Raw genomic sequence first — 20,749 nt, forward strand, 5'->3', positions numbered from 1 at the left:
GGTTGCCGCCCGCGGGCCAGGCGTGGAACGTGCCGTTGGCGTCGGCCCAGCCCTGCTGGCCCGTCGCGAGGTTGGTGCCGAGGTTGTAGACGTAGACCGCGTCGCCGCGGCCGGAGTTGTTGGTGAGCTTCAGGGGGATCGTGGCCGGCACCGCGCCGCTCGCGGGCCGCGCCGCTCCGAGCGCCAGCAGTCCGCCGAGCAGGGTGGCCGCGGCGGCTGTGGCGAGGAGTTGGTGCCTGAGTCGTCCGAGCACTCTCCACCTCCGGGTGTGGGGGACATGGATGGGTGGATTGGTCCGTACCAGTCTTGAGAGCGCTCTCAGAGTTGCGCTGCGACGCGGGCATGTCAATGACATCGACAGAACTCGGGTGCCCGTGAAGATCACGGACACCCGAGTCGGAACGCGTGGTTCAGAACGTGCGCTTCACGACGTGCGTTTCAGAACGTGCGCTTCAACAGATCGAGCAGCGCCGCCCAGTGCCGCTCGTCGCCCTCGCGGTGGTACGCGGCGGTGTCGGCCTGGGTGAAGCCGTGGTGCGCGCTCGGGTAGACCTCGCAGACGTGCCGTACGCCCGCCTTGGTGAACGTGTCCTCCAGGAGCTGGATCTGCTCCGGCGGCAGCGAGGGGTCCTCGTCGGCGTGGCCGAAGTACAGCTCGGCGGTGATGTGTTCGGCCACCAGGTGCGGGCTGTCCGGGGCGTCGGTCGCCAGGCGCCCGCCGTGGAAGCCGGCCGCGGCCGCGACCCGGTCCGGGTAGGTGCCCGCGGTGAGCAGGGAGAGCCGGGCGCCCATGCAGTAGCCGGTCAGCGCCACGGGTCCGTCGGCGGCGAGCGGACTGGCGGCCAGCCACTCCAGGTAGGCGCCGGCGTCGCGCATCGCGAGCTCCGGGGTCAGGGACTGCATGACCGGGCCGATGCTGTCCCAGAGGTCGGGCCGGCTGTGGGTGTCGATGAACTCGGGCAGCTCGAAGACGGGTGAGCGCCCGTGACGGTAGAAGACATTGGGGACGAGCACCGTGTAGCCGGCCCCGGCGAGCCGGTCGGCCATCGCCCTCAGGTGCGGGCGCAGGCCGAAGGCGTCCTGGTAGAGCAGGACGCCCGGGTGGGCAAGGCCGTCGCCGGGGTGGGCGAGGTAGGCGTCGGCGACACCGTCCTCGGTGGGGATGTCGACGGATGTTCCCTGGACGGAGGTCATGGGGGCTGCCTCTCTGCGCAATGGACGGCGCGTGGTTCACCGGCCCGGGAAGGTGGGGCCGCCGATATGGTTTCACCCGCCATCCAACTGTGTCGCGGCGCCCCCTGGGCCCTATTCGAACCGGGTCGTGTCGCCCGCTCCGTGCCGGATGATCTCCGCCTCGCCGTTCGAGAAGTCGATGACCGTCGTCGGCTCGGTGCCGCACTCGCCGGAGTCGACCACCGCGTCCAGCACATGGTCGAGCCGGTCCTTGATCTCCCAGCCCTGGGTCAGCGGCTCGTCCTCGTCGGGCAGCAGCAGCGTGCTGGACAGCAGCGGCTCCCCGAGCTCGGTGAGCAGGGCCTGCGTGACCACATGGTCGGGGATACGCACCCCGACCGTCTTCTTCTTGGGGTGCTGGAGCATCCGCGGCACCTCCCTCGTCGCCGGGAGGATGAAGGTGTAACTGCCCGGCGTCGACGCCTTGATCGCGCGGAACACGTCGTTGTCGACCCGTACGAACTGGCCGAGCTGCGCGAAGTCCTGGCAGACGAGGGTGAAGTGGTGCCGGTCGTCCAGCTTGCGGATCGTCCGGATCCGGTCGATGCCGTCACGGCTGCCCAGCTTGCAGCCGAGCGCGTAGCAGGAGTCCGTCGGATACGCGATGAGCGCCCCGTCGCGGATGCTGTCGGCGACCTGGGAGATGGTGCGCGGCTGGGGGTTGTCGGGGTGCACGTCGAAGTACTTCGCCATCTGCCGAGCTTATGCCGTCCCGGGACGGCGGCGACGCAGGCCCCGGCCACCGGTCCGCCCGTCCCACCGGTCCGCCCGTCCCACCGCCCGGGGCGGGAAGACCCCAGGCCATCGGTGAGGTAACGTCCCGGACCACTGTGCCGAGGTCGATGCGAGGGACGAGGAGACGGGTGCCGTGGCTGGCAGAGGGGACGGTCCGGTGAAGGGCGCCGACGCGCCGTGGGCGGAGGAACTGCTCGACCATCTGCGGCCCACCGGACGGGACGTCCGCCGGATCGTCGCCTGGCTCGCGGACGGCGTGGACGGGACGGCCGCCCTCCAGGACGCCGATGGCGCCCTGCTCGCCGGAACCCGGGTCCCGCTCGACGAGGACCTGGTCGCCGAGATCATCGCGGGCCGGATCGCCTCCGCCGCCTGGGAGGGCGAGGGACGCCACCAGCGCCTGGTCAGGGTGGAGCAGCCGCACTCCGCGACGGCGGGCGTGCTGGCCGTGTCCCGGCCGGCGCCGTTCGACCGGCGGGCCGCCGACATGCTGACGCACACCGCCCAGGTCGTCGAACTCCTGCTCAGGGCACGCGAGACGACCACCGCCGGGCTCCGGCTCGCACAGGCCACCGCCGACCTGCGGCTGGCGATCCTGCAACTGCTGATGGTGGAGGACATCGTCTCCGCGCGCCGCGTCGCCGCGGGCCTGTGGCCGGGGCTGCTCGACACGGACTCCGCGTGCGTCTACGTCGTGGAAGGCACCGTCGACAAGCGCGACCGGCTGGCCGAGGAGTGCGCGGACGCCACCGAGGATCAGGCACTGGTCGTGCGCTGCCCGGCCGTGGACCGGCATGTGATCGTCCTGATCCCCGACGAGACCGCCGCCCGGGAGCTGCGCTCACTGGTCGAAGGGCGCCCCGACACCTTCATCGGCGGCAGCTCCCGGCAGACCCTGGCCCGGACCGCCACCGCCTACGGACAGGCCGTCAGCGCCCTCGCCGTCGCCCACTTCCGGCCCGACAACGCCGCGGTCTACGCCGAGCGCACCCACCCCGAACGCCTCATGGACCCGGCGCTCCTGCACACCTGGACCGCGGACCTGCTGCGCCCGCTCGACGTACTGGCCCACCACACCCACGGTGAACTCCTCGCCACCACCCGGCTCGGCCTGGAGTTCACCGCCGTCAGCGCGGCCAAGGTCCTGGGCGTCAGCCGCAACACCGTGCGCGCCCGCATGGACCGCGTGGAGGGGCTGCTCGGCACGGACTTCTCCGACCTCACCGCCCGTGCCCTGGTCCACCTGGCACTGAACACCCAGGCCGGCATGGAACAGCGGCCCGGCACGGAGCGGTCGGCGCCCGTCCCGCTCGGGGACGTGCTGTCCGGGCCCGCCCTGCGCACCTGGGCCCTGGACCTGCTGGGCCGCCTCGACCCGGACGCCCGCGATCTGCGCCGCACCCTGCGCACCTGGATCGCCGCCGGCGGGAACTCCGAGCGGACCGCGCAGGCTCTCGGCGTCCACGCGCAGACCGTGCGCGAACACGTCCGCAGTGCGGAGCCCGTCCTGGAACGGCAGCTGCTGGCCGCGGGGAGCGATCTCTACGAGGTCGTCCTGGCCCATCTGGCGACAGGAGAGCTGGAACCACCCCGGCTGGCCGCGTAGAAAACGTGCCATTCGGACTCACCTGTGCACAAGTGAGTCCTCAGGGCCCCCGGGCGGGCACCGCTGCGGTTCACAACCGCTCCCTTGTTCACGTAAGTTCGACGGGCCGCAGGGGCACGACCGGAACGGGGGACCGGTCCTGCCCCTGTTCGCGTTGTCAGCCGTGCGGCCGCACCGGCACCTCCTGCCAGCCGAACGCGATGAACGACGGCACCTGCCGCAGCTCCTCCTCGCCGACCGCGAGACGCAGGTCGGGGAAGCGGTCGAAGAGGGCGGGCAGCGCCGTCAGGGCCTCCACCCGGGCGAGCGGTGCGCCGATGCACCGGTGCACGCCCATCCCGAACGCCAGATGGTCGTCCGCCCCGCGCGCGGCGTCGAAGGAGTCCGCGTCCGGTCCGTAGTGGGCGGGGTCGAGCCCGGCGGCGGCGAAGGTCGTGATGATGGCGTCGCCCGCCGGGACGGTCACCTCGCCGACCTTGACGTCACTGACCGCGAACCGCAGCGGCAGCGAGGCGATGGAGGGCTGCAGCCGCAGCGTCTCGTCGACGACGGCGTCCCAGCCGATCCGCCCGGCCCGCACCGCGGCCAGCTGCTCCGGGTGCAGCAGCAGGGCGACGACCGCGTTGCCGATGAGGTTGACGGTCGTCTCGAAGCCGGCGCCGATGACCAGCAGCAGCGTGTACAGCAGCTCCTCGTCGCTGAGCCGGTCCCCGTCCTCGTCCCGGACCCGGATCAGCTCGGTGGTCAGGTCGTCGCCGGGGTGTTCGCTGCGGTGGGCGATCAGCGCGGGAAGCACCGTGCCGATCTGCCGCTGCACGAATGCCGCGTGCTCGGGCGTCGGGTCGGACGTGTCCATGATGGCCGCTATCATCCGCGCCGTGTCGGCCACCAACTCGTCGGGGACACCGAAGAGTTCGCAGATGATCCGCATCGGCAGCGCATGGGCGAGGGCCGCGCGCAGGTCGATCACCTCGGCGTCGTCCGCGGCCACCGCGTCGAGCAGCTCCGCCGTGATCGCCTCCACCCGGGAGCGCATCGACTCGGTGCGCCGGTGGGTGAAGCTCGGCGCCACCAGCTTGCGCAGCCGCGTGTGGTCGGCGCCGTAGGTGGAGAGCATGTTGACCACGCCGATCCAGCCGAGGACCCAGCCCCACGAAGGGTGTTCGCCGAGCTCGGGCCAGAGCCGCCAGTGCAGCCGCGGGTCCTTGCTGACCCGCGGGTCGAGGATGAGCTCCTTGAGCGTGTCGTAGTTCGTGGGCGCCCAGGCGGGGATACCGCCGGGAAGCTCGACGGGGACGATCGGGCCGAGGGCGCGCAGCCGGGCGCATTCGGCCGCGATGTCGGATCCGAACGGGTCGATGACAAAGCGGTCGATGCGGTCGGTCACGGTCACGACGGATCTCCAGGCTGGTCGGGGGAGCGAGGGCTGAACCTGACGGGCAGCGCCGTCAGCGAACGGTGGAACGGGCCCGGCCGCCAGGAGAGTCGCTCGCGCGGCAGCACGGGTTCGAGGTCGGGCAGCCACTGGGTGAGCCGCTCGATCGCCTCGGTGGCGATGAGCAGCGTGTGCTGCTTGACCGGGCAGGCGTGCGGGCCGGCCGACCAGGACAGGTGCGAGGCGTCCTTGGGGTGGCGGCCCTCGACGACCTCCCGCTCGGCGAAGTACGCGAGCGCCCCGTACGACACCACGACCGGCACCGCCGCCCTGATCCACGTTCCATGGAAGGTCATCGGCCGACGAGCGTAGTGGACGCCGTAGTTCGCGAGCGGGGTCTCGTGGTGCAGCACCTCGACCACGGCGTCCATGACCGGACGGGCGCCGTTGGTGAGGGTGGAGTAGTAGACCGGGTTGCCGAGGATGCGGGACAGCGCGTTGGACACCAGGTTCGCGGTCGGCTCGTGGCCGGCGCCGAGGGTGAGGAACACCTGCCAGGTGACCTCCTCCGGGGTGAGCCCCGCCGGGTGGTCCAGGAGGTGGCTGGGCAGGTCGTCGCCGCGCCGCTCGGCCTTGGCGGCGATCAACTCCAGTACGTAGCCGCCGAACTCGGCCTCGCCCGCCGCCGCCTGGGCGCCGCCCTCCATCATCTTGCCGAGCGCCTGGTTGAGCCGCTCGCTCTGGCTGTCGGGCAGCCCGAAGAGGCTGTTGAAGACCAGGGCCATCAGCGGCCGGGCGAACTCGCCCACCAGATCGGCCTCGCCCTGCGGTCCGATCCGGCTGACCAGCAGATGCACCGCCCGGTGCACGCGGGCCCGCAGGTCGTGGGGCTCGACCAGGTCGAAGGTGTCGATCAGCGTGGTGCGGTAGCGGGCGTGGGCGGCGCCGTCCGCGAACAGGGAGTTGGGGCGCCAGCGCATCATGCCGAGCACGGGCGAGTCGTCGGCGACCGTCGACTCCCACGGCCGCGGGTCGTGCGAGAACGTCTCCGCGTCGTGCAGCAGTTCCAGCGCGGCCCGCCGGTCGGTGACGACGTACGCGGGCACTCCCGGCGCCAACTCCGCCCAGCCGACCGGGCCCTGGGCCCGCAGGTCGTCGTAGTAGCGGTAGGGGTCGAGGGCGAACCCGTCCTCCCACAGCCGCACGGGCGCGGAGCGGGAGAAGTCCTGACGGGCAGGGGGATAGGTGGTCACCGGCTCTCCGAAGGGTCGCGGTCGATGAGGTGCTGGACCAGCGTGAGCAGGGCGTCGATCGAGGAGTTCGGGTCCCGCGCGTCACAGGTGACCATCGGGGTGCCCGGCTCCAGGTCCAGGGCGGCCCGCAGCTGTTCCTCGGTGTGGTGGCTCGGCGCGTCCGGAAACGTGTTGAAGGCGACCGTGTACGGCAGCCCGGTCTCCTCCACCAGGCCCAGCACGTCGAAGGACGCGTCGATCCGTCGGCTGTCGACCAGGACGAGGGCGCCCAGCGCGCCGTAGGCGATGTCGTCCCACAAGGAGCGGAACCGCTCCTGTCCGGGCGTGCCGAACAGGTACAGGACGACGCCGCCCGCCAGGCTGATCCGCCCGAAGTCGATGGCGACGGTGGTCGTCGACTTGTCCCGCACCCCTTCCAGATCGTCCACCTGCGTGGACGCTTCGGTGAGCTGTTCCTCGGTGTGCAGGGGCACGATCTCGGACACCGAGTCGATCAGGGTCGTCTTGCCCACCCCGAAGGGTCCCGTGACCAGGATCTTCACCAGGTCGCGGGCGGTGTCCGGCAGATGGATGCGGCCGGGTGCGCCGGGGGCGCTGCTAGCTGTGCTTGAGGGCGCGGAGGCCATCGGCCACTCTCTTCAGCAGGTCGGGGTCGAACCGTTCGGCGGGCGGGACCGGGGCGCGGGCCGCCACCAGGTCCCGGTCGAGGAGGGCGCCGGCCAGGACACGGACGGCGGAGACCGGCAGCCGGAGCAGGGCCGCGGCCTCCACCACCGTCAGCGAGCCCTCCTCCAGCGCGTCCAGGAGGGCCAGTTCGGCTGCCGGGAGGCCGGCCGGCACCGGGGTGCCGCTGGTGGTGAGGACCGACAGCCGTTCCAGGTGCGGGCGGCTGGGCCGGGCGAGACCGCCGGTGGACAGATACGCCGGGACCAGGGGGCGGCCGGTCATGCCGGAGCGCCGTCGTCGCTCCCTCGGGGTGCGGCGGCCATGGCCTTCTCGCCCAGCCGTGCCACCTGCGAGTGCACACGGTGCGCGAGCAGGTCCAGACGCACCTCGCCGCTGCCGTACGCGGCCACACAGGTGCCGTGGTCGGTCGGCACGATGAGGACGTACCCGTGGTCCGACTCGATGACGACCTGCCGGATCTCGGCCCCCTCCCGGTCGGCGAACGCGGCCGCGGCGGTCCGGCACGCCCCCTGCACGGTGCTGGTGATCGCGGCCACCCGCTCGGCCGAGGCCTGTGACAGCGCGTCCGTGTATCCCCTCACCAGGCCGTCCCGGGTGAGGAGGACGGCGGCCACGACATGCGGCACCTCGAGGATCGGTTCCAGCACCCATGCCGTGTCGCCTGCGTCGCGGCTGGTCATCGAGCCGGTCCCCCCTCGTGGTCGGTCTCGTTCGTCGGTACGTCGGTGGCGGTGCTGTCCGCGCGGGCCGCGGCGGTGCCGGACTGGAGGGCGCCGAGCGCGGCGGCGGCGTCCTCCGGGCTGCGTGCGGCGTGCTCGGCCGCGGGTGCCTCCGGAGCGGCGGTGCGGGTACGCCGGCGGCGCTGCGGCAGCTCGTCGTGGTGCCCGGAGATGGCGGCTTCGTCCTCGGTGCCGTAGCCGTGGGACGTCTCCGCCGCGGCCTTGCGCGTCGAGCGCGCGGTGCTGACCGCGGGTGGCTGCTCGGCGGGGTCGATACGGCTGAGGAGATGACTCTCGACCCTCAGCACCGCGCGGACCCCGCCGTACGGGGACGGTGAGGAGAGATCGACGCCGAGATCGAACTGCCGGGTCAGCTGGCCGATCGCGGCGAGGCCCATGCGTGGCGGATCGCCGAGGTCGGTGAGCAGGATCGGCTCGGTACCGGCCACCGTCCGCTGGGCGTGGGCCCGTTCGTCCTGGGTCATGCCCACGCCCGCGTCGTCGACGGTGACGCAGACTCCGTGATGGACGTGCTCCAGGTTGACCACGACGTCGGTGTCGGGTGCGGAGTGACGCAACGCGTTGTCGAGGAGCTCGGCCACTATGATGGCGACCGGCTCGACGGCGTGCGACACCAGGGCGGTGCCGGTCTCCAGATGGTTGTGCACCTTGACCCGGTGGTAGCCCGCGAGCCGCGACTGTCCGCCGGTCACCGCGTCCACCAGGTGCGACTCCTCGCGCGCCAGCCCCACCCAGGCCCCGCACACCACGGCGGCGACCTGCGCCCGGCGCAGCGACTGCTCGTTCTCGTGGTCCAGTTGGAAGAGGGTCTGTGCCAACTCCGGGTCGTCGTAGCGCTGTTGCAGCTGGCGCAGGGCGTCCTGGAGGCGGTAGAGGGCCGCCTGGATCTCCCGGGTGGCGCCGCGCATCCCGGCCTGTGCGGCCGCGTCGATACGGGTGCGCTGTGCGAGGAGTTCGGCGCGCAGCCCCAGCAGGACGCCTTCCAGGGCGATACCCAGGGGCGTTCCCGCGGTGTGCGGCTGGAGCGGGCCCGGCACGGCCATGTGCGGGTGGGCGAGTTGGCGGGCGGCGGCGGGTGCGCGCTGGGCCGCCAGGTGCTCGACCTCGGCCGTCAACACCTGGAGCGCGCCGTCGAGTCGGGAGCGCAGGGCGTCCGTCTCGGTGCGCTGCCGGGTCAGTCGGCGCCGTGTGCGCAGCAGACCGCCGCCGAGGGCCAGCGCGGACAGTGTGCCGACGGCGAGTCCGCCGACGGCCAGGTCCGGTAGTTCGATCATCGAATCGGTTTCCAGGGGGAAGGCGGGCAGGGGTGGGTCCGAGGCCCGGTGACAAGGCGCTCGCAGGACAGTACACACCGTCGCCGACCCTTCTCGCACGGCTGATCGAGACTTCGATCAGAAACCGAACGCCCTCTGTTCGCTTCTGCGTCGACTGTCTGAAATGCCGCGTGGTGAAGGCGAGTTGACCCCTTCCCCGGTGCTCGGATCAGCCCTGCGGAAGGATCACCGCAGGCCCGTTGACCTTTCCGGCGTGCGGCCGTTCGTCGGCCGGCGGTGTCGCCGCCCCGAGGGTCAGGGGCGGCCAGGCGACGGCCCCGCTCGGCATCGGCGTGGACGGCGACCCGCGGACCGTCGCCGACGAACTCGCCCGGCGTGCCGAGGTCGTCGCCCCCGGCCCCAGGGACCTGCTGGACTTCGTCTGGGGCGTCGGCCGATCGCAGGTTCGCACGGGGTCCCGGCGGGGCGTTCGCGCACGTCCAAAACCGTTTGCCCCGCCGCCACCGCCCGGCCTACGGTCGCGATCATGTTGCCCGTGGTGGAGACCGACGAAGAGTGGGACGAGGTCGTCGGGGACGAGAAGCTGATGCGGGCCGGCGCGGAGGACCTCCTAGCCCGCCTCGGACTCGGCGACGCGCCCCTGACCCGCTTCCCGGACGGCTCGCAACCGGTCTACGCGGTGGGCGAGGACCGGGTCCTCAAGCTCTTCCCCACCTCCGCCGCCCAGGACGGCATCGCCGAAGGCCGTGTCCTGTCCCGGCTGCACGGGCAACTCCCCGTACCGACGCCCGGGGTGGACGGCTTCGGGTCGTACGAGAACGGCTGGCGGTACGTCCTGATGTCCCGGCTGCCCGGCGAGAACCTCGCCCGGGCCTGGCACCGCATCCCGCGGCCCGACCGGGAACGCCTCGCCACCGAGATCGGCGAGGCCCTCGCCGCCCTCCACTCGCTCGACCCGGCCCCGCTGGAGGACGTCCTCGGGCCCGGCGACTGGGGCGCCTTCCTCGACCGGCAGCGCGCGAACGCCGTGGCCCGGCAGCGCGGCCACGGACTGTCGGACACCTGGCTGGAGCAGATCCCCGACTTCCTCGCCTCGGTCCCGCTGCCCCGCACCCCACGGCGCTCGCTGCTGCACACCGAGGTCATGCAGCAGCACTTCCTGGTCGACCCCGACGGCTGGCGCCTGACCGGCCTCTTCGACTTCGAGCCCGCCATGATCGGCGACGCCGCGTACGACTTCGTGGGCGTGGGCCTGTTCGTCACCCGCGGAGACCCGCACCTCCTCGCCCGGCTCAGCACGGCGTACGGATGCACCGTCGACCCGGCCCACGCCCTCGCCTACACACTGCTGCACGTGTACAGCAACTTGCCCTGGTACCTGAGGGAGTTGGAGGGTCCCGCCGAAGGAACCCTCGCCGGGCTCGCCCGCGCGTGGTTCGGCGCCTGACACAAAGGCCTCCTCCGCCTGCCGCCCGCCCGCTGGCACGGCCGACGAGTTCGTCCGGGGCCTGCCGATCGGTGGCGGCTTCCGCGGCCCGGTCATCGTCATCCCGCCCTGCCTCACCTCAGCCTTTCGCTTCGCCGTCGGCCGCGCATCTGGCTCCGAGGACGCACGGGGTCGGGATCAGGCGATCCCGGCACCTTTGTGCGAGCGTGGCCCCAGGTGCGCGCGTCCGGGCGCCGGGGCAGCGCGCCGAGAGAGGAAGTGAGCGGGGATGAGTGAGATCGTCGACCAGATCGAGCGCGGGCACCGGGAGGTCGCCACCCGTGAGATCGAGGCGGGAGAGGCCCACGCGGTCCTGCTGCGGCGCGCCTATGACGCCGGGATCGCCGACGTCTGGGGCGCGGTGACCTCTCCCGAGCGGATCGGGCGGTGGTTCCTGCCGGTCTCCGGGGAGTTCCGGCTCGGCGGGCGCTATCAGCTGGAGGGCCATGCCGGGGGCGAGATCCTCGCGTGCGTGGCGCCGGAGCGGCTGCGGGTGAGCTGGCTGTACGGGCCGGACCCGGGCTTCAGCGAGGTCGAGGTGCGGCTCACGCCGGACGGTGAGGGGCGGACGGTCTTCGAGGTGGAGCACGTCGCCGTGGTGCCGGAGGACTTCTGGAAGCAGTTCGGGCCGGGTGCGGTCGGCATCGGCTGGGACAGCATCGCCCTGGGCCTCGGCATGCACCTCGCGGGCCGCGGGATGAGCCGCGAGGAGTCCGAGGCCTGGCAGGGCACGGCCGAGGCCAAGGACTTCTTCAGACGGTCCGGCGAGGAGTGGGGCGCGGCCTACGCCGCCTCGGGCGCCGATCCGGAGACGGTGACGGCCACGACGACGGCGACGATCGGGGCCTACACGGGGCAATAGCGGCCCCGACGAGGCTCGCGGCGGCGGCGCCGTGCGGCCCGGGTCGGTCCCGTCGCGGTGTGCGGGGGCCGACCCGGCACAGGGTCAGGGCTTGGCGCTCCATGAGTGGGCCACGTCCACCACGACCCGGTCGTCCACCCGCAGGACCCGGAACGGGAGCCGGGCGCGGACACCGAGGCCGAACTGGGTGTCCCCTTCGAAACTGCCGGCGAACCGGGTGTCCCTGAAGGTGCGGTACCCGTCGAGGTCCACCCCCGGCAGCGGACGGCTCACCCGTCCGGGATAGGTCGGGGCGCCGGTCTCGACGTCGTAGGCGGGTGCGGCCACCCGTACCTCCAGGACGGCGCCGCCGCCGACCGGTATCAGCCGGCCCGATCCGTCCTGGTGGAGACGGTCGACGTACCGGACGGAGTAGCCGAGGTCGGCCTTCGCCGCGCCCGGAACGTCCACGACCAGCCGGTCGTAGCAGGCGTGCCTTCCGGTCCGCGCGTTCGTCACGGATTCCGCCGTGCTGACGGTTTGGGTCTTGTCGAGGCTGCCCCAGCCGGTGGGGCAGGTGGTGGCGGCCTGCGCGGGTACCGCGGCCACACCGAGCGTCGCACCCATGAGAGCGACGGTGGCCCATGTCGTTCTGCTTCGTCGCATGATGTCCCCCGGGGTTCATGTGTCTGATATCTCTCCAGACAACCCCCTTGGGGAAAAGGTTGCACCTTGTCCCGGTATTCCGATGTCCCGGGAGCGACGGGCCGTGGCCACACACTCACGGCCCGTCCGTCAGACGGTCTGGAGGGTCTTCTTCGCCAGTTCGAACGCCGGGGCCATCTTCTCGTGCTCCTCGGTGTCCATACCGCCCAGATGCACGACGACGGGGCCGTCCGGGGTGGTGACGGCGAAGGCGCTCTCCTTCTTCGTCTCGTCCAGGAGCTCGCTCGTGACGACGTACTGCACCTCGACACCGGCGACGTCACCCGACGTGAACGAGGTGTACTTCGCCTTGCTCGCGCCGTCCTCGGCCGCGACGAACTCCTCCAGCACGGTGCGCGCGTCGTCGTCGCCGGGCTCACCGGTCCAGATCCGCAGGAAGCCGATGTAGCCGGCCGGCTTGGCGTCGACCTCGCACGCGGCGGCCACCGGACCCTGGCGGAGGATGGAGTCGAGGATCTCCTCGGAGAGTTCCTCGTCGAGATCTCCGGAACCGGTCGAGGAGGCCTCGTCCTGGGCCGCCGCGGAGTCGATGGCCTCCGCCTCCCAGTCCTTGGCGAGGTCGAAGCTCACGGGCAGCTCGCACGCCGAGCCCGCCGCCCCGATGCTGTCGCCGCTCTCGACGGTCCGGCCGGCGCTCGCCGACGCGCTCGCCGACGACTTCGCGTCCTTCTTGTCGTCGGCGGCCTCGGAACAGCCCGCCAACACCCCCGCCAGCAAGGCCACACAAGCCATCCGACGCCCCGCATTCCCCGCCCTGACCAGCACTTCGATGTCTCCCCTCGGTTCAGGGCGCACACATTAGCGGAGGCCACCGACAGCCCGTACCCGGGAGGTGCCTACGCCGACCCGGTGCCGGGAAAAACCGGATGACCGCATCCCCGCAGGTCAGCACAATGGAGCGCCATACCCCCGATCCGAAAGGTGGCCGACGTGACCGTCCCGAACGTACTGCTGTCCGGCATCGTCGGCTCCACCGCCTACGGCCTCGCCCACGAGGGCTCCGACGTGGACCGCCTCGGCATGTTCGCCGCACCCACCGAGTCCCTGCTCGGCCTCCACGGGCCGAAGGAGTCCCACGTCAGCACGGCCCCGGACCGCACCCTGCACGAGGCCGCGAAGTGGTGCCGGCTCGCCCTGGGCGGCAACCCGACCGCCATGGAACTCGCCTGGCTGCCGACGGAGTTGTACGAGGTCCGCACCCCGCTCGGCGACGAACTCATCGCCCTGCGCACATCGTTCCTGAGCGCGAAGCGGATCCGCGACGCCTATCTCGGCTACGCCACCCAGCAGTTCCGCCGACTGGAGAACCGGGCCGACCGCTCCTCCTCCGCGGACACCCGCAAACGCACGTCCAAGCACGCCCGCCACCTCAAGCGACTGTGCCACCAAGGCCTGGAGCTCTACGCCACCGGCCACCTCACGATCCGCGTCGAGAACCCCGAGGAATACCGGGAGTTCGGCGAACGGGTCGCCGCCGACGCCTCGGTGGCACGCCCCCTGCTCGCCTACTACGAGACGGCGTTCGACGAGACCCGCACGGTGCTGCCGGACCACCCCGACGAGGCGGCGGTCGAGGCCTGGCTGCACCGGGTCCGTGACCACTTCTACGCCCGGCTCCAGGAGTTCGGCGCGAGCCGCTGACCGTGAACGCGGGCCGCCCGCCCGGCCGCAGTCGTACGGCTGCGGCCGGGCGGGACCGGTAAAACCGGATGCCCGGCGACGGACCCCGTTGCTACCCTCGGCCCCATGATCACGCCCACGCCTCAGCGCCGCATGATGCCCCCGCACCGGGGCTGCTGAGCGCGCACGCGCACCGATACCGAGGCCCCGGAACGGGGCCTTCACGCGTGGAGCGGATCAGGTCCCGTCGCCGGGCAGGAGGACCGATGACCGGACCACGGCACTACATCACCACGACCATTCCCTACGTCAACGCCCGACCGCACCTGGGCTTCGCCCTGGAACTCGTGCAGGCGGACACACTGGCCCGCCACCACCGGCACCGCGGCGGGCAGGTGCGGCTGCTGAGCGGGACGGACGACAACTCCCTGAAGAACGTCCTCGCCGCCGAGGCCGAGGGCGTCGGTGTGCGGGAGTTCGTCGACCGCAACGCCGACGCGTTCGCCGCGCTGCGCGACCCGCTCGCACTGTCCCTGGACGACTTCATCCGCACCAGCAGCGACCCCCGCCACCGCACCGGCGTGGAGCGGCTGTGGCGTCGCTGCGCGGCGGCGGGCGACCTGTACCGCAAGGAGTACGAGGGCCTGTACTGCGTCGGCTGCGAGCAGTTCTGGACGCCGGACGAACTCGTCGACGGCAGATGTGCCGAGCACGGCACCGAACCCCAGCTCGTGGCGGAGGAGAACTGGTTCTTCCGGCTGTCCCGGTACGCCGATCGCCTCCACGACCTGATCACCGAAGGCACCCTGCGCATCGAGCCCGCCGCCCGCCGCAACGAGGTCCTCGCGCTCATCGCCGGCGGTCTGCACGACTTCTCCGTCTCCCGCTCCCACACCCGCGCCCGCGGCTGGGGCATCCCCGTCCCCGGCGACCCCGAGCAGGTCGTCTACGTGTGGTGGGACGCCCTGGGCAACTACGTCACCAGCCTCGGCTACGGCTCCGACGACCCCGCCTACGAGCAGTGGTGGGCGGCCGGGGACCGTCGTATCCATCTCGTCGGCAAAGGCGTCGTACGGTTCCACGCCGTGTACTGGCCGGCCATGCTGCTGTCGGCGGGTCTGCCGCTGCCCACCGACATCCTGGTCCACGACTATCTGACGGTCGGCGGGCGGAAGATCAGCAAGTCGGGGAACGGGACGGCCGTCGACCCCGTCTCCCTCGCCGCCGCCCACGGCACGGACGCCGTCCGCTGGTGGCTGCTGCGCGACGTGCCCCGGGTCGGGGACGCCGACTTCACCACTGAGCGGCTGACCGCCCGCGCCGACGCCGACTTCGCCGGGGGACTGGGAAACCTGGTCCACCGGATCGTCACGATGGTCCACCGCTACCGCGGCGGGTCCGTGCCGCCGCTCGGCACCGACCGGTTCGCCGTGGCCACGCTGCTGGACGTGTGCCGCGAGGCACCCGGCCGCATCGACGCCGCGCTGGCCGGCTTCGACTTCCGCCGGGCCGTCGACGCCGCCTGGGACATCCTGGAGGAGGCCAACCGCTGTATCGACGCGACCCGCCCCTGGGAACTGGCCGGAGCGGAACGCCGTGGCAACAGCGACGCCGCCGAACGCCTCGACGCGGTCCTCGCCGCACTGGTCACGGCGTGCCGTGTGCTGGCGGACGAACTGCGGCCCTTCGTACCGGAGTCGGCCGCACGGATCGCACGACAGGTGACCTCCGTCGACGGCGTGCTCCCGGAGGCGGAACCGCTCTTCGTCCGCCTCCGGGAGCGGCGCTGACGTCACCAGCGCGGCAGCCTCAACTCGTACGACGGGTCGAAGCGCCGCATGTAGCCGGTGTCGTCGCGGGCGCGTACGCCGGAGTCCAGGTACAGCCGGTGGAGCCGGTCCAGGGCGTCGTGGTCCAGTTCGACGCCCAGGCCCGGGCCCGTGGGGACCTTGACGTGGCCGTCGCGCAGTTCCAGGGCGCCGGGGACGATCACGTCGTCGGCGCTGTTCCACGGGTAGTGGGTGTCGCAGGAGTGGTCGAGGTTGGGGATGGCCGCGGCGACATGGGTCATGGCGGCCAGGCTGATGCCGAGGTGGGAGTTGGAGTGCATGGAGAGGGCGAGCCCGAACGCCTCGCAGACGGCCGCCAGTTCGCGGGTGCGGCGCAGCCCGCCCCAGTAGTGGTGGTCGGTGAGGAGCACCTGGATCGCGTTCCGCTCGATCGCGGGCCTCAGGTGCTCCCAGGCGATCACGCACATGTTGGTCGCGAGGGGGAGAAGGGAGTGCTCGGCCACCTCGGCCATGCCCTCGATCCCTCGCGTCGGATCCTCCAAGTACTCCAGTACGTCGTCCAGTTCACGGGCGACGTACCGCGACGTCCCCACCGTCCAGGCCGTGTTGGGGTCCAGGCGCAGCGGCCGGCCGGGGAAGGCCTCCGCGAGCGCCTTGATCGCGGCGATCTCCTCGTCGGGAGGGAACACACCGCCCTTGAGCTTGAACGAGCGGAAGCCGTACCGCTCCTGCATCAGCCGGGCCTGCTCCACGATCCCGGCCGGGTCCAGGGCCTCGCCCCAGTCGTCGCCGATCGCCGCGCGACCGTCGAGGGCGGGGTGCTCGGCCCACTTGTAGAAGAGATACGCCGCGAAGGGCACCGCGTCCCGGACCTTCCCGCCCAGCAGGTCGCTGACCGGGCGGCCGAGCAGCCTGCCCTGCGCGTCGAGGCAGGCGACCTCCACGGCCGAGGTGGTCCAGCCCCGTTCGTGGGAGCTGGGGACGGTGGCCAGGAGGGCGGCGTCGATCGCCGCCGCCATGGCCGTCGTGTCGAAGACGTCCATGCCGGGGACCACCTTCGCCGCCGCCTCAAGTCGCTCCAGGCGGGCCGTGCCGCCCGGGGACTCGCCCAGGCCCACCGTGCCGTCCTCCAGGACGAGTTGGAGGATGATCCGCAGGGCGAGGGGCTCGTGGACGCCGTTGGAGTTGAGCAGCGGCGGGTCACGGAAGGCGATCGGGGTGACGATCAGTTCCTTGATCCGGGTGGGGTTCATGCGCCGACCACCTCCAGGCCGTGGTCGATGAGTTTCGCGAGGCGGGCCACATGCTCCGGGGTGGGGTCCAGGAGGGGGGCCCGTACGCCGCCCACGTCCAGGCCGCGCAGGGTCACGCCCGCCTTGACCAGGGCCACGGCGTATCCGGGTACCTCGTCGCGGAGCGCGACCAGCGGGCCGTAGAACTCGTCCAGGAGCGTCGAGAGCAGCGCCTCGTCGCCCTCGGTGAGCGCCCGGTGGAAGGCCAGGGCGATCTCGGGGGCGAAGGCGAACACCGCCGACGAGTACAGGTCCACGCCGATGCCCTTGTAGGCGGGCGCGGTCATCTCCGCGGTGGGCAGGCCGTTGAAGAACCGGAAGTCCTTCCCGCCGGGCAGGGCGCGCACCGCGCGGACGATACGGTGCATCCGCTCGATGTCGCCGAGGCCGTCCTTGAGGCCCACGACGTTCGGCAGCGCGGCGATCTCGGCGGCCGTCGTCTCCGTCAGCCGGGCCGTGCCGCGCTGGTAGAAGATCACCGGGAGGTCGGTGACGGCCGTGACCTCCTCGACGTAGCGCACCAGGCCCTGCTGCGGTGCCGTCACCAGGTACGGCGGCAGCAGCAGGATGCCGTCGGCGCCGGCGCGTGCCACGCGGACGGCATGGTCGCGGGCGACCGGTGTCGGACCGCCCGCCGCGGCCAGGACGGGTACCCGGCCCGCGGTCGCCTCGACCGCGATCCGCGTCGCCCGCTCCAGCTCGTCGGCGGTCAGCGCGTGGAACTCACCGGTGCCGCAGGCGACGAACACACCGCCCGCGCCCGCCGTGACCCCGGCTTCGATGTGCCGCGCGAGCCGTTCCCCGTCCAGCGAGCCGTCCATGGCGAACGGCGTGACCGGGAAGAACAGCACTCCTTGGAACTTCATGTCTCCCTCGTAACTACGGTGTGCTCAGCCCTTGGTGGCACCGGCGGCGATGCCGGAGACCAGCGAGCGCTGGAGGAGCAGATAGACGATCAGGCTGGGGATCAGGGCGATGACCGCACCGGCGAGGACCACACCCGAGCCGACCACGGGGTCGGTGCGCAGGGTGGCCAGGGCGACGGTGACCGTGTAGTCGGTGGGGTCCTTGGCGGCGATCAGGGGCAGCAGGTACTGGTCCCAGATCATGATGAACCCGAGGACGCCGGCCACGCCGAGCGCGGGCCTGCACAGCGGCAGGATGATCTGCCACAGCATCCGCAGCTCGCCGACGCCGTCGAGACGCGCCGCCTCCTCGATCTCGTCGGGGATGTCCCGCATGAACTCGGTCAGCATCATCACCGAGAAGCCCCAGGCGCCCAGCGGCAGGATGACGCCCCAGACCGTGCCCTTGAGGTCCAGGTGGACCACCGGCACATCACCGAGGACCAGGGACAGCGGGATTGCGATGACCTCCTCGGGGAGCATCAGCGTCATCATGAACAGCATCATGACCAGCGCCTGGCCCCGGAACCGGTGCCGGGCCAGCGCGTACGCGGCCAGCGTGCACACCGCGAGCTGGAGCAGCAGGCCGCCGCCCGCGATGACCAGCGAGTTGCCGAGGTAGTCCCACATGCCCTGCGCGCCGGCCATCTTGAAGTTGGACAGCGTGGTGTCGTGCGGCAGGAAGGACAGCGAGGAGCCGCTGGGGTGGGTGGTGAAGGCGCCCGAGAAGATCGTCAGGAAGGGCGCCGCGAAGATCGCGAGGGCGAGCACACAGAGCAGGATCCGCAGACCCCAGGCGACTCCGGGCTTGTCGTTCCAGCCGAGGGCGGTGTCGAAGCGGGCCGGGGTGGTCCGCTGAGCCGTGCCGCTCCGTCCGGCCGGGGTGTCAGGGGCCGCCGGCCGGACGGGGTCGATGACAGGGGCGCTCATCGCGCTTCTCCCCTCTTGCGGAGGTAGTTGACCATGACGGTGAGCAGGAGCGTCACGCACAGCAGCACGACCGAGGCCGCCGAGGCGCCGCCGATGTCGTTGCGGGTGAAGCCCAGGGTGTAGGCGCGGGTCATCCAGACGTCGGTGGACCCGGCGGGGCCGCCGCCGGTGAGGACGTAGACCTCGGTGAACACACGCAGACCACGGATCGTGGCGAGTGTGAGCACGATCATCAGCGCCGGACGGATCGCCGGGAGTGTGACGTGGCGCAGCCGCTGCCACAGCGAGACGCCGTCCATGGCCGCCGCCTCGTACAGCGAGCGGTCCACGCCCGCGAGACCGGCCAGGAAGATCACCATGTTGTACGGGGCCCAGATCCAGATGCCCATCGCCATCGTCGAGTACAGCGCGATGTTCGGGTTGTCGAGGAACTGGACGGTACCGAGTCCGAAGAAGTGCAGGCCGCTGTTGATCAGGCCGTCGGAGGTCGGGTAGTACATCAGCCGCCACAGCTCGCCGACGACCGCGGTCGCGGTGACGGCGGGCAGGAAGACGGCGGTACGAAGGATCTTGAGCGAGCGGGTCTGGCCCTCCAGCAACAGCGCGAGGGCGAACCCGAGCAGGATCGCGCCGACCGACTGGCCCATGCCCAGGATCAGGGTGTGCCCGATGGCGTCCTGGAAGCGGTGGTCGGTCAGGACCCGGGTGTAGTTCTCGACGCCGATCCACCGGTCGCCGAGGAAGGGCCGCACGTCGAAGAAGCTGAGCCAGATGCCCTTGGCCATCGGCCAGAACTTGAAGACGAGCGCGAGCAGCAGACCCGGAGCCAGGAAGAGCCAGGGGACGAGGGCCTTCCTGTCGAAGGCCCTGCGCGCGGTGGGGGCGGGTACGGTCGCGGTCATTTCAGCAGCCCCTGGTCCTTGAGGTCACCGGCGAGGGTGTCGTTGAGCTCGTTGAGCTGTGAGCGGACGTCACCACCGCAGTACGTGAAGATCGAGTTCAGCGCGTCGGCGGTGTCCTGTTTGATGGGCGCGAAGTCCGGCGCGTTCGGGAACTGCTGGGAGGCGGTCTCGTAGGCCTTCTGTACGACGCTCCAGCGGGCGTCGTCGCGGACCTTCGCCGCGTCGAGCGTGGAGTTGACGGGGATGCGGACGACGGGCTGGTGGCCGTCGACGCTGGTCATGGCGATCCTCTGGCCCTCGGGGGAGACCAGGAACGCGGCCAGTGCCAGCTCCTGCTTGTCCTTGCCGGTCCTGGCGCCGAGGTAGACGTTCTCGCCGTCGGCCAGTACATCGCCGCTCGCCGGGCCCGCGGGGGCGGGGACGACCTCGTACTTGTCCTTGCCGAGCGCGGCGTCGAAGGTCGTGATGTTGTACGGGCCGGTCATGTACATCCCGGCGTTGCCGTCCTGGAAGTTGGTGGCGGTTCCCGTCACGGCGGTGATCGCGCCGGGCTGGATGACAGCGTTGTCACCGCAGAAGAGGTTGTCCTTCATCCAGGTCACGGCGTTCACCGCGGCGGCCGAGTCCATGGCCGGGGTGTACTTGCCGTGGCCGTCCGGCTTCACGATCCGGGCGCCGCCCTGCCACAGGAAGCTCGACCCCCACCAGGCGGCGTAGCCGTTCTGGGCGCTGGCCGGCGCGACGATGCCGTAGGTGTCGGCCTTGCCGTCGCCGTCCGGGTCCTCGGTGGCGAAGGCCTTGGCGACGGAGAGCATCTCCTGCCAGGTCGTCGGCGCCTTCAGTCCGAGCTTCTTCAGCCAGTCCGTGCGGATCATCAGGGTCTGGGCCTGGCGGGAGTACGGGACTCCGTAGTGCTTGCCGTCGACGCCCACGGTGGACGCCCAGGACTTGTCGGTGATCTCGTCGCCACCCGCGATCGACGCGGGGTCGATCGGCTTGAGGAGCCCCTGGCTCTGATAGCTGCCCATCAGTGCCGTGTCGTTGATCATGACGTCCGGCAGGTCCTTGGTGGACGCCCGGCTCTGGAGCTGCTGGTCGAAGTTGATGACCGGCTGGTAGTCGATCTTGATGCCGGTCTTCTCGGTGAAGGCCGCGAAGACCCGGTCGTACGTGGCGGCGGAGTCCGGGTTGCTGCGGGTCCACACCTCCAGTGTGTTCGGGTCCGAGTCGCCGGCGCTGTCGGAACCGGAGCCGCAGGCGGCCGTTCCGAACGCCAGCGCCGTGACGGTGAGCGCGGCGGCCAGGCGGCGACTTCGTCGGCGATCGCCCATGAACATTCTCCGTTCATATCCGT

Annotated in this window: 21 protein-coding genes and 1 pseudogene; 6 read left to right on the forward strand and 16 right to left on the reverse strand. The window is 71.5% G+C overall.

Translation table 11 applies throughout. The features are described from left to right. The 3 genes from HLK59_RS18365 to HLK59_RS18375 form a co-directional block, all read right to left on the reverse strand. Positions 1-253: beta-1,3-glucanase family protein (locus HLK59_RS18365; RefSeq protein ID WP_346779759.1), on the reverse strand; the 253-nt coding region annotated here is incomplete at its 3' end. A gap of 185 nt (positions 254-438) precedes the next feature. Further along, entirely contained in the window at positions 439-1,194 is a 756-nt protein-coding gene (locus HLK59_RS18370) for a dienelactone hydrolase family protein (RefSeq protein ID WP_171142534.1), read from the reverse strand. A 111-nt stretch (positions 1,195-1,305) separates the two neighbouring features. Next, positions 1,306-1,926: an L-threonylcarbamoyladenylate synthase gene (locus HLK59_RS18375; protein ID WP_171142535.1), complete on the reverse strand. Its 621-nt coding sequence runs from the start codon at positions 1,924-1,926 to the stop codon at positions 1,306-1,308. A gap of 175 nt (positions 1,927-2,101) precedes the next feature. Here HLK59_RS18375 and HLK59_RS18380 point away from each other — a divergent pair, with 175 nt between their 5' ends. Continuing rightward, entirely contained in the window at positions 2,102-3,574 is a 1,473-nt protein-coding gene (locus tag HLK59_RS18380) for a PucR family transcriptional regulator (RefSeq protein WP_171142536.1), read from the forward strand. Between the two features lie 157 nt (positions 3,575-3,731). On the opposite strand, the gene HLK59_RS18385 is transcribed toward HLK59_RS18380, so the two are convergent. From HLK59_RS18385 to HLK59_RS18410, 6 genes are read right to left on the reverse strand one after another with little or no spacing between them, the layout of a single operon-like run. Next, complete coding sequence (locus HLK59_RS18385) at positions 3,732-4,967, reverse strand: cytochrome P450 (protein WP_171142537.1); 1,236 nt, start codon at positions 4,965-4,967, stop codon at positions 3,732-3,734. Next, the gene (locus HLK59_RS18390) at positions 4,964-6,202 is read right to left on the reverse strand and encodes a cytochrome P450 (RefSeq protein ID WP_171142538.1); all 1,239 of its coding nucleotides are present in this window, start codon (positions 6,200-6,202) and stop codon (positions 4,964-4,966) included. The genes HLK59_RS18385 and HLK59_RS18390 overlap by 4 nt, the downstream gene beginning before the upstream one ends. After that, positions 6,199-6,828 (reverse strand): ATP/GTP-binding protein, encoded by a 630-nt coding sequence (locus tag HLK59_RS18395; protein WP_171142539.1) that lies wholly within the window; start codon positions 6,826-6,828, stop codon positions 6,199-6,201. The genes HLK59_RS18390 and HLK59_RS18395 overlap by 4 nt, the downstream gene beginning before the upstream one ends. Then, positions 6,800-7,150, reverse strand: a complete 351-nt coding sequence (locus tag HLK59_RS18400) for a DUF742 domain-containing protein (protein ID WP_171142540.1) — start codon at positions 7,148-7,150, stop codon at positions 6,800-6,802. Before HLK59_RS18400 ends, HLK59_RS18395 begins: the two co-directional genes overlap by 29 nt. Beyond that, positions 7,147-7,569, reverse strand: a complete 423-nt coding sequence (locus tag HLK59_RS18405; RefSeq protein WP_171142541.1) for a roadblock/LC7 domain-containing protein — start codon at positions 7,567-7,569, stop codon at positions 7,147-7,149. The genes HLK59_RS18400 and HLK59_RS18405 overlap by 4 nt, the downstream gene beginning before the upstream one ends. After that, on the reverse strand, positions 7,566-8,903 hold the full coding sequence (locus HLK59_RS18410; RefSeq protein WP_171142542.1) for a sensor histidine kinase: 1,338 nt from the start codon (positions 8,901-8,903) through the stop codon (positions 7,566-7,568). Before HLK59_RS18410 ends, HLK59_RS18405 begins: the two co-directional genes overlap by 4 nt. A gap of 299 nt (positions 8,904-9,202) precedes the next feature. Between HLK59_RS18410 and HLK59_RS52405 the strand changes: the two are divergent. From HLK59_RS52405 to HLK59_RS18420, 3 genes and pseudogenes are all read left to right on the forward strand, one after another. Continuing rightward, positions 9,203-9,325 (forward strand): annotated as a pseudogene (locus tag HLK59_RS52405) (AsnC family transcriptional regulator); the annotation flags it as partial. Positions 9,326-9,429: 104 nt separating this feature from the next. Continuing rightward, the gene (locus HLK59_RS18415; protein WP_171142543.1) at positions 9,430-10,350 is read left to right on the forward strand and encodes an aminoglycoside phosphotransferase family protein; all 921 of its coding nucleotides are present in this window, start codon (positions 9,430-9,432) and stop codon (positions 10,348-10,350) included. Between the two features lie 268 nt (positions 10,351-10,618). Continuing rightward, positions 10,619-11,251, forward strand: a complete 633-nt coding sequence (locus HLK59_RS18420) for an SRPBCC family protein (protein ID WP_171142544.1) — start codon at positions 10,619-10,621, stop codon at positions 11,249-11,251. Positions 11,252-11,335: 84 nt separating this feature from the next. Here the strand turns inward: HLK59_RS18420 and HLK59_RS18425 are convergent, their stop codons facing one another. Both HLK59_RS18425 and HLK59_RS18430 read right to left on the reverse strand, forming a co-directional pair. Then, a complete protein-coding gene (locus tag HLK59_RS18425) occupies positions 11,336-11,857 on the reverse strand; it encodes a hypothetical protein (RefSeq protein ID WP_240982489.1) in 522 nt (173 codons plus the stop codon). Between the two features lie 168 nt (positions 11,858-12,025). Further along, the gene (locus tag HLK59_RS18430; RefSeq protein ID WP_171142546.1) at positions 12,026-12,688 is read right to left on the reverse strand and encodes a lipoprotein; all 663 of its coding nucleotides are present in this window, start codon (positions 12,686-12,688) and stop codon (positions 12,026-12,028) included. A gap of 198 nt (positions 12,689-12,886) precedes the next feature. On the opposite strand from HLK59_RS18430, the gene HLK59_RS18435 reads away from it, so the two are divergent. Then, entirely contained in the window at positions 12,887-13,597 is a 711-nt protein-coding gene (locus HLK59_RS18435) for a nucleotidyltransferase domain-containing protein (RefSeq protein WP_171142547.1), read from the forward strand. A 245-nt stretch (positions 13,598-13,842) separates the two neighbouring features. After that, positions 13,843-15,366: a methionine--tRNA ligase gene (locus tag HLK59_RS18440; RefSeq protein ID WP_171142548.1), complete on the forward strand. Its 1,524-nt coding sequence runs from the start codon at positions 13,843-13,845 to the stop codon at positions 15,364-15,366. A 2-nt stretch (positions 15,367-15,368) separates the two neighbouring features. Here HLK59_RS18440 and HLK59_RS18445 read toward each other — a convergent pair whose 3' ends face one another. The 5 genes from HLK59_RS18445 to HLK59_RS18465 are packed head-to-tail and all read right to left on the reverse strand — an operon-like array spanning position 15,369 to position 20,726. Beyond that, on the reverse strand, positions 15,369-16,619 hold the full coding sequence (locus HLK59_RS18445) for a glucarate dehydratase family protein (RefSeq protein WP_171142549.1): 1,251 nt from the start codon (positions 16,617-16,619) through the stop codon (positions 15,369-15,371). After that, the gene (locus HLK59_RS18450) at positions 16,616-17,524 is read right to left on the reverse strand and encodes a 5-dehydro-4-deoxyglucarate dehydratase (RefSeq protein ID WP_171142550.1); all 909 of its coding nucleotides are present in this window, start codon (positions 17,522-17,524) and stop codon (positions 16,616-16,618) included. Before HLK59_RS18450 ends, HLK59_RS18445 begins: the two co-directional genes overlap by 4 nt. A gap of 24 nt (positions 17,525-17,548) precedes the next feature. Further along, positions 17,549-18,493, reverse strand: coding sequence for a carbohydrate ABC transporter permease (locus HLK59_RS18455; RefSeq protein WP_171142551.1), 945 nt, complete (start codon positions 18,491-18,493; stop codon positions 17,549-17,551). Then, positions 18,490-19,395 (reverse strand): sugar ABC transporter permease, encoded by a 906-nt coding sequence (locus HLK59_RS18460; RefSeq protein ID WP_171142552.1) that lies wholly within the window; start codon positions 19,393-19,395, stop codon positions 18,490-18,492. The genes HLK59_RS18455 and HLK59_RS18460 overlap by 4 nt, the downstream gene beginning before the upstream one ends. Further along, entirely contained in the window at positions 19,392-20,726 is a 1,335-nt protein-coding gene (locus tag HLK59_RS18465) for a sugar ABC transporter substrate-binding protein (protein ID WP_240982490.1), read from the reverse strand. The genes HLK59_RS18460 and HLK59_RS18465 overlap by 4 nt, the downstream gene beginning before the upstream one ends. Positions 20,727-20,749: the final 23 nt, after the last annotated feature.

It is taken from the genome of Streptomyces sp. S3(2020) (assembly GCF_013044505.1).
In the GTDB taxonomy this organism is placed as follows: Bacteria; Actinomycetota; Actinomycetes; order Streptomycetales; family Streptomycetaceae; genus Streptomyces.

Coding starts and splice junctions, on each gene's coding strand:
- HLK59_RS18440 (WP_171142548.1), top strand. CDS start 13,843: ATGACCGGACCACGGCACTACATCACCACGACCATTCCCTACGTCAAC.
- HLK59_RS18460 (WP_171142552.1), bottom strand. CDS start 19,395: ATGACCGCGACCGTACCCGCCCCCACCGCGCGCAGGGCCTTCGACAGG.
- HLK59_RS18395 (WP_171142539.1), bottom strand. CDS start 6,828: ATGGCCTCCGCGCCCTCAAGCACAGCTAGCAGCGCCCCCGGCGCACCC.
- HLK59_RS18430 (WP_171142546.1), bottom strand. CDS start 12,688: ATGGCTTGTGTGGCCTTGCTGGCGGGGGTGTTGGCGGGCTGTTCCGAG.
- HLK59_RS18420 (WP_171142544.1), top strand. CDS start 10,619: ATGAGTGAGATCGTCGACCAGATCGAGCGCGGGCACCGGGAGGTCGCC.
- HLK59_RS18415 (WP_171142543.1), top strand. CDS start 9,430: ATGTTGCCCGTGGTGGAGACCGACGAAGAGTGGGACGAGGTCGTCGGG.
- HLK59_RS18455 (WP_171142551.1), bottom strand. CDS start 18,493: ATGAGCGCCCCTGTCATCGACCCCGTCCGGCCGGCGGCCCCTGACACC.
- HLK59_RS18405 (WP_171142541.1), bottom strand. CDS start 7,569: ATGACCAGCCGCGACGCAGGCGACACGGCATGGGTGCTGGAACCGATC.
- HLK59_RS18445 (WP_171142549.1), bottom strand. CDS start 16,619: ATGAACCCCACCCGGATCAAGGAACTGATCGTCACCCCGATCGCCTTC.
- HLK59_RS18410 (WP_171142542.1), bottom strand. CDS start 8,903: ATGATCGAACTACCGGACCTGGCCGTCGGCGGACTCGCCGTCGGCACA.
- HLK59_RS18465 (WP_240982490.1), bottom strand. CDS start 20,726: ATGGGCGATCGCCGACGAAGTCGCCGCCTGGCCGCCGCGCTCACCGTC.
- HLK59_RS18425 (WP_240982489.1), bottom strand. CDS start 11,857: ATGGGTGCGACGCTCGGTGTGGCCGCGGTACCCGCGCAGGCCGCCACC.
- HLK59_RS18370 (WP_171142534.1), bottom strand. CDS start 1,194: ATGACCTCCGTCCAGGGAACATCCGTCGACATCCCCACCGAGGACGGT.
- HLK59_RS18450 (WP_171142550.1), bottom strand. CDS start 17,524: ATGAAGTTCCAAGGAGTGCTGTTCTTCCCGGTCACGCCGTTCGCCATG.
- HLK59_RS18400 (WP_171142540.1), bottom strand. CDS start 7,150: ATGACCGGCCGCCCCCTGGTCCCGGCGTATCTGTCCACCGGCGGTCTC.
- HLK59_RS18375 (WP_171142535.1), bottom strand. CDS start 1,926: ATGGCGAAGTACTTCGACGTGCACCCCGACAACCCCCAGCCGCGCACC.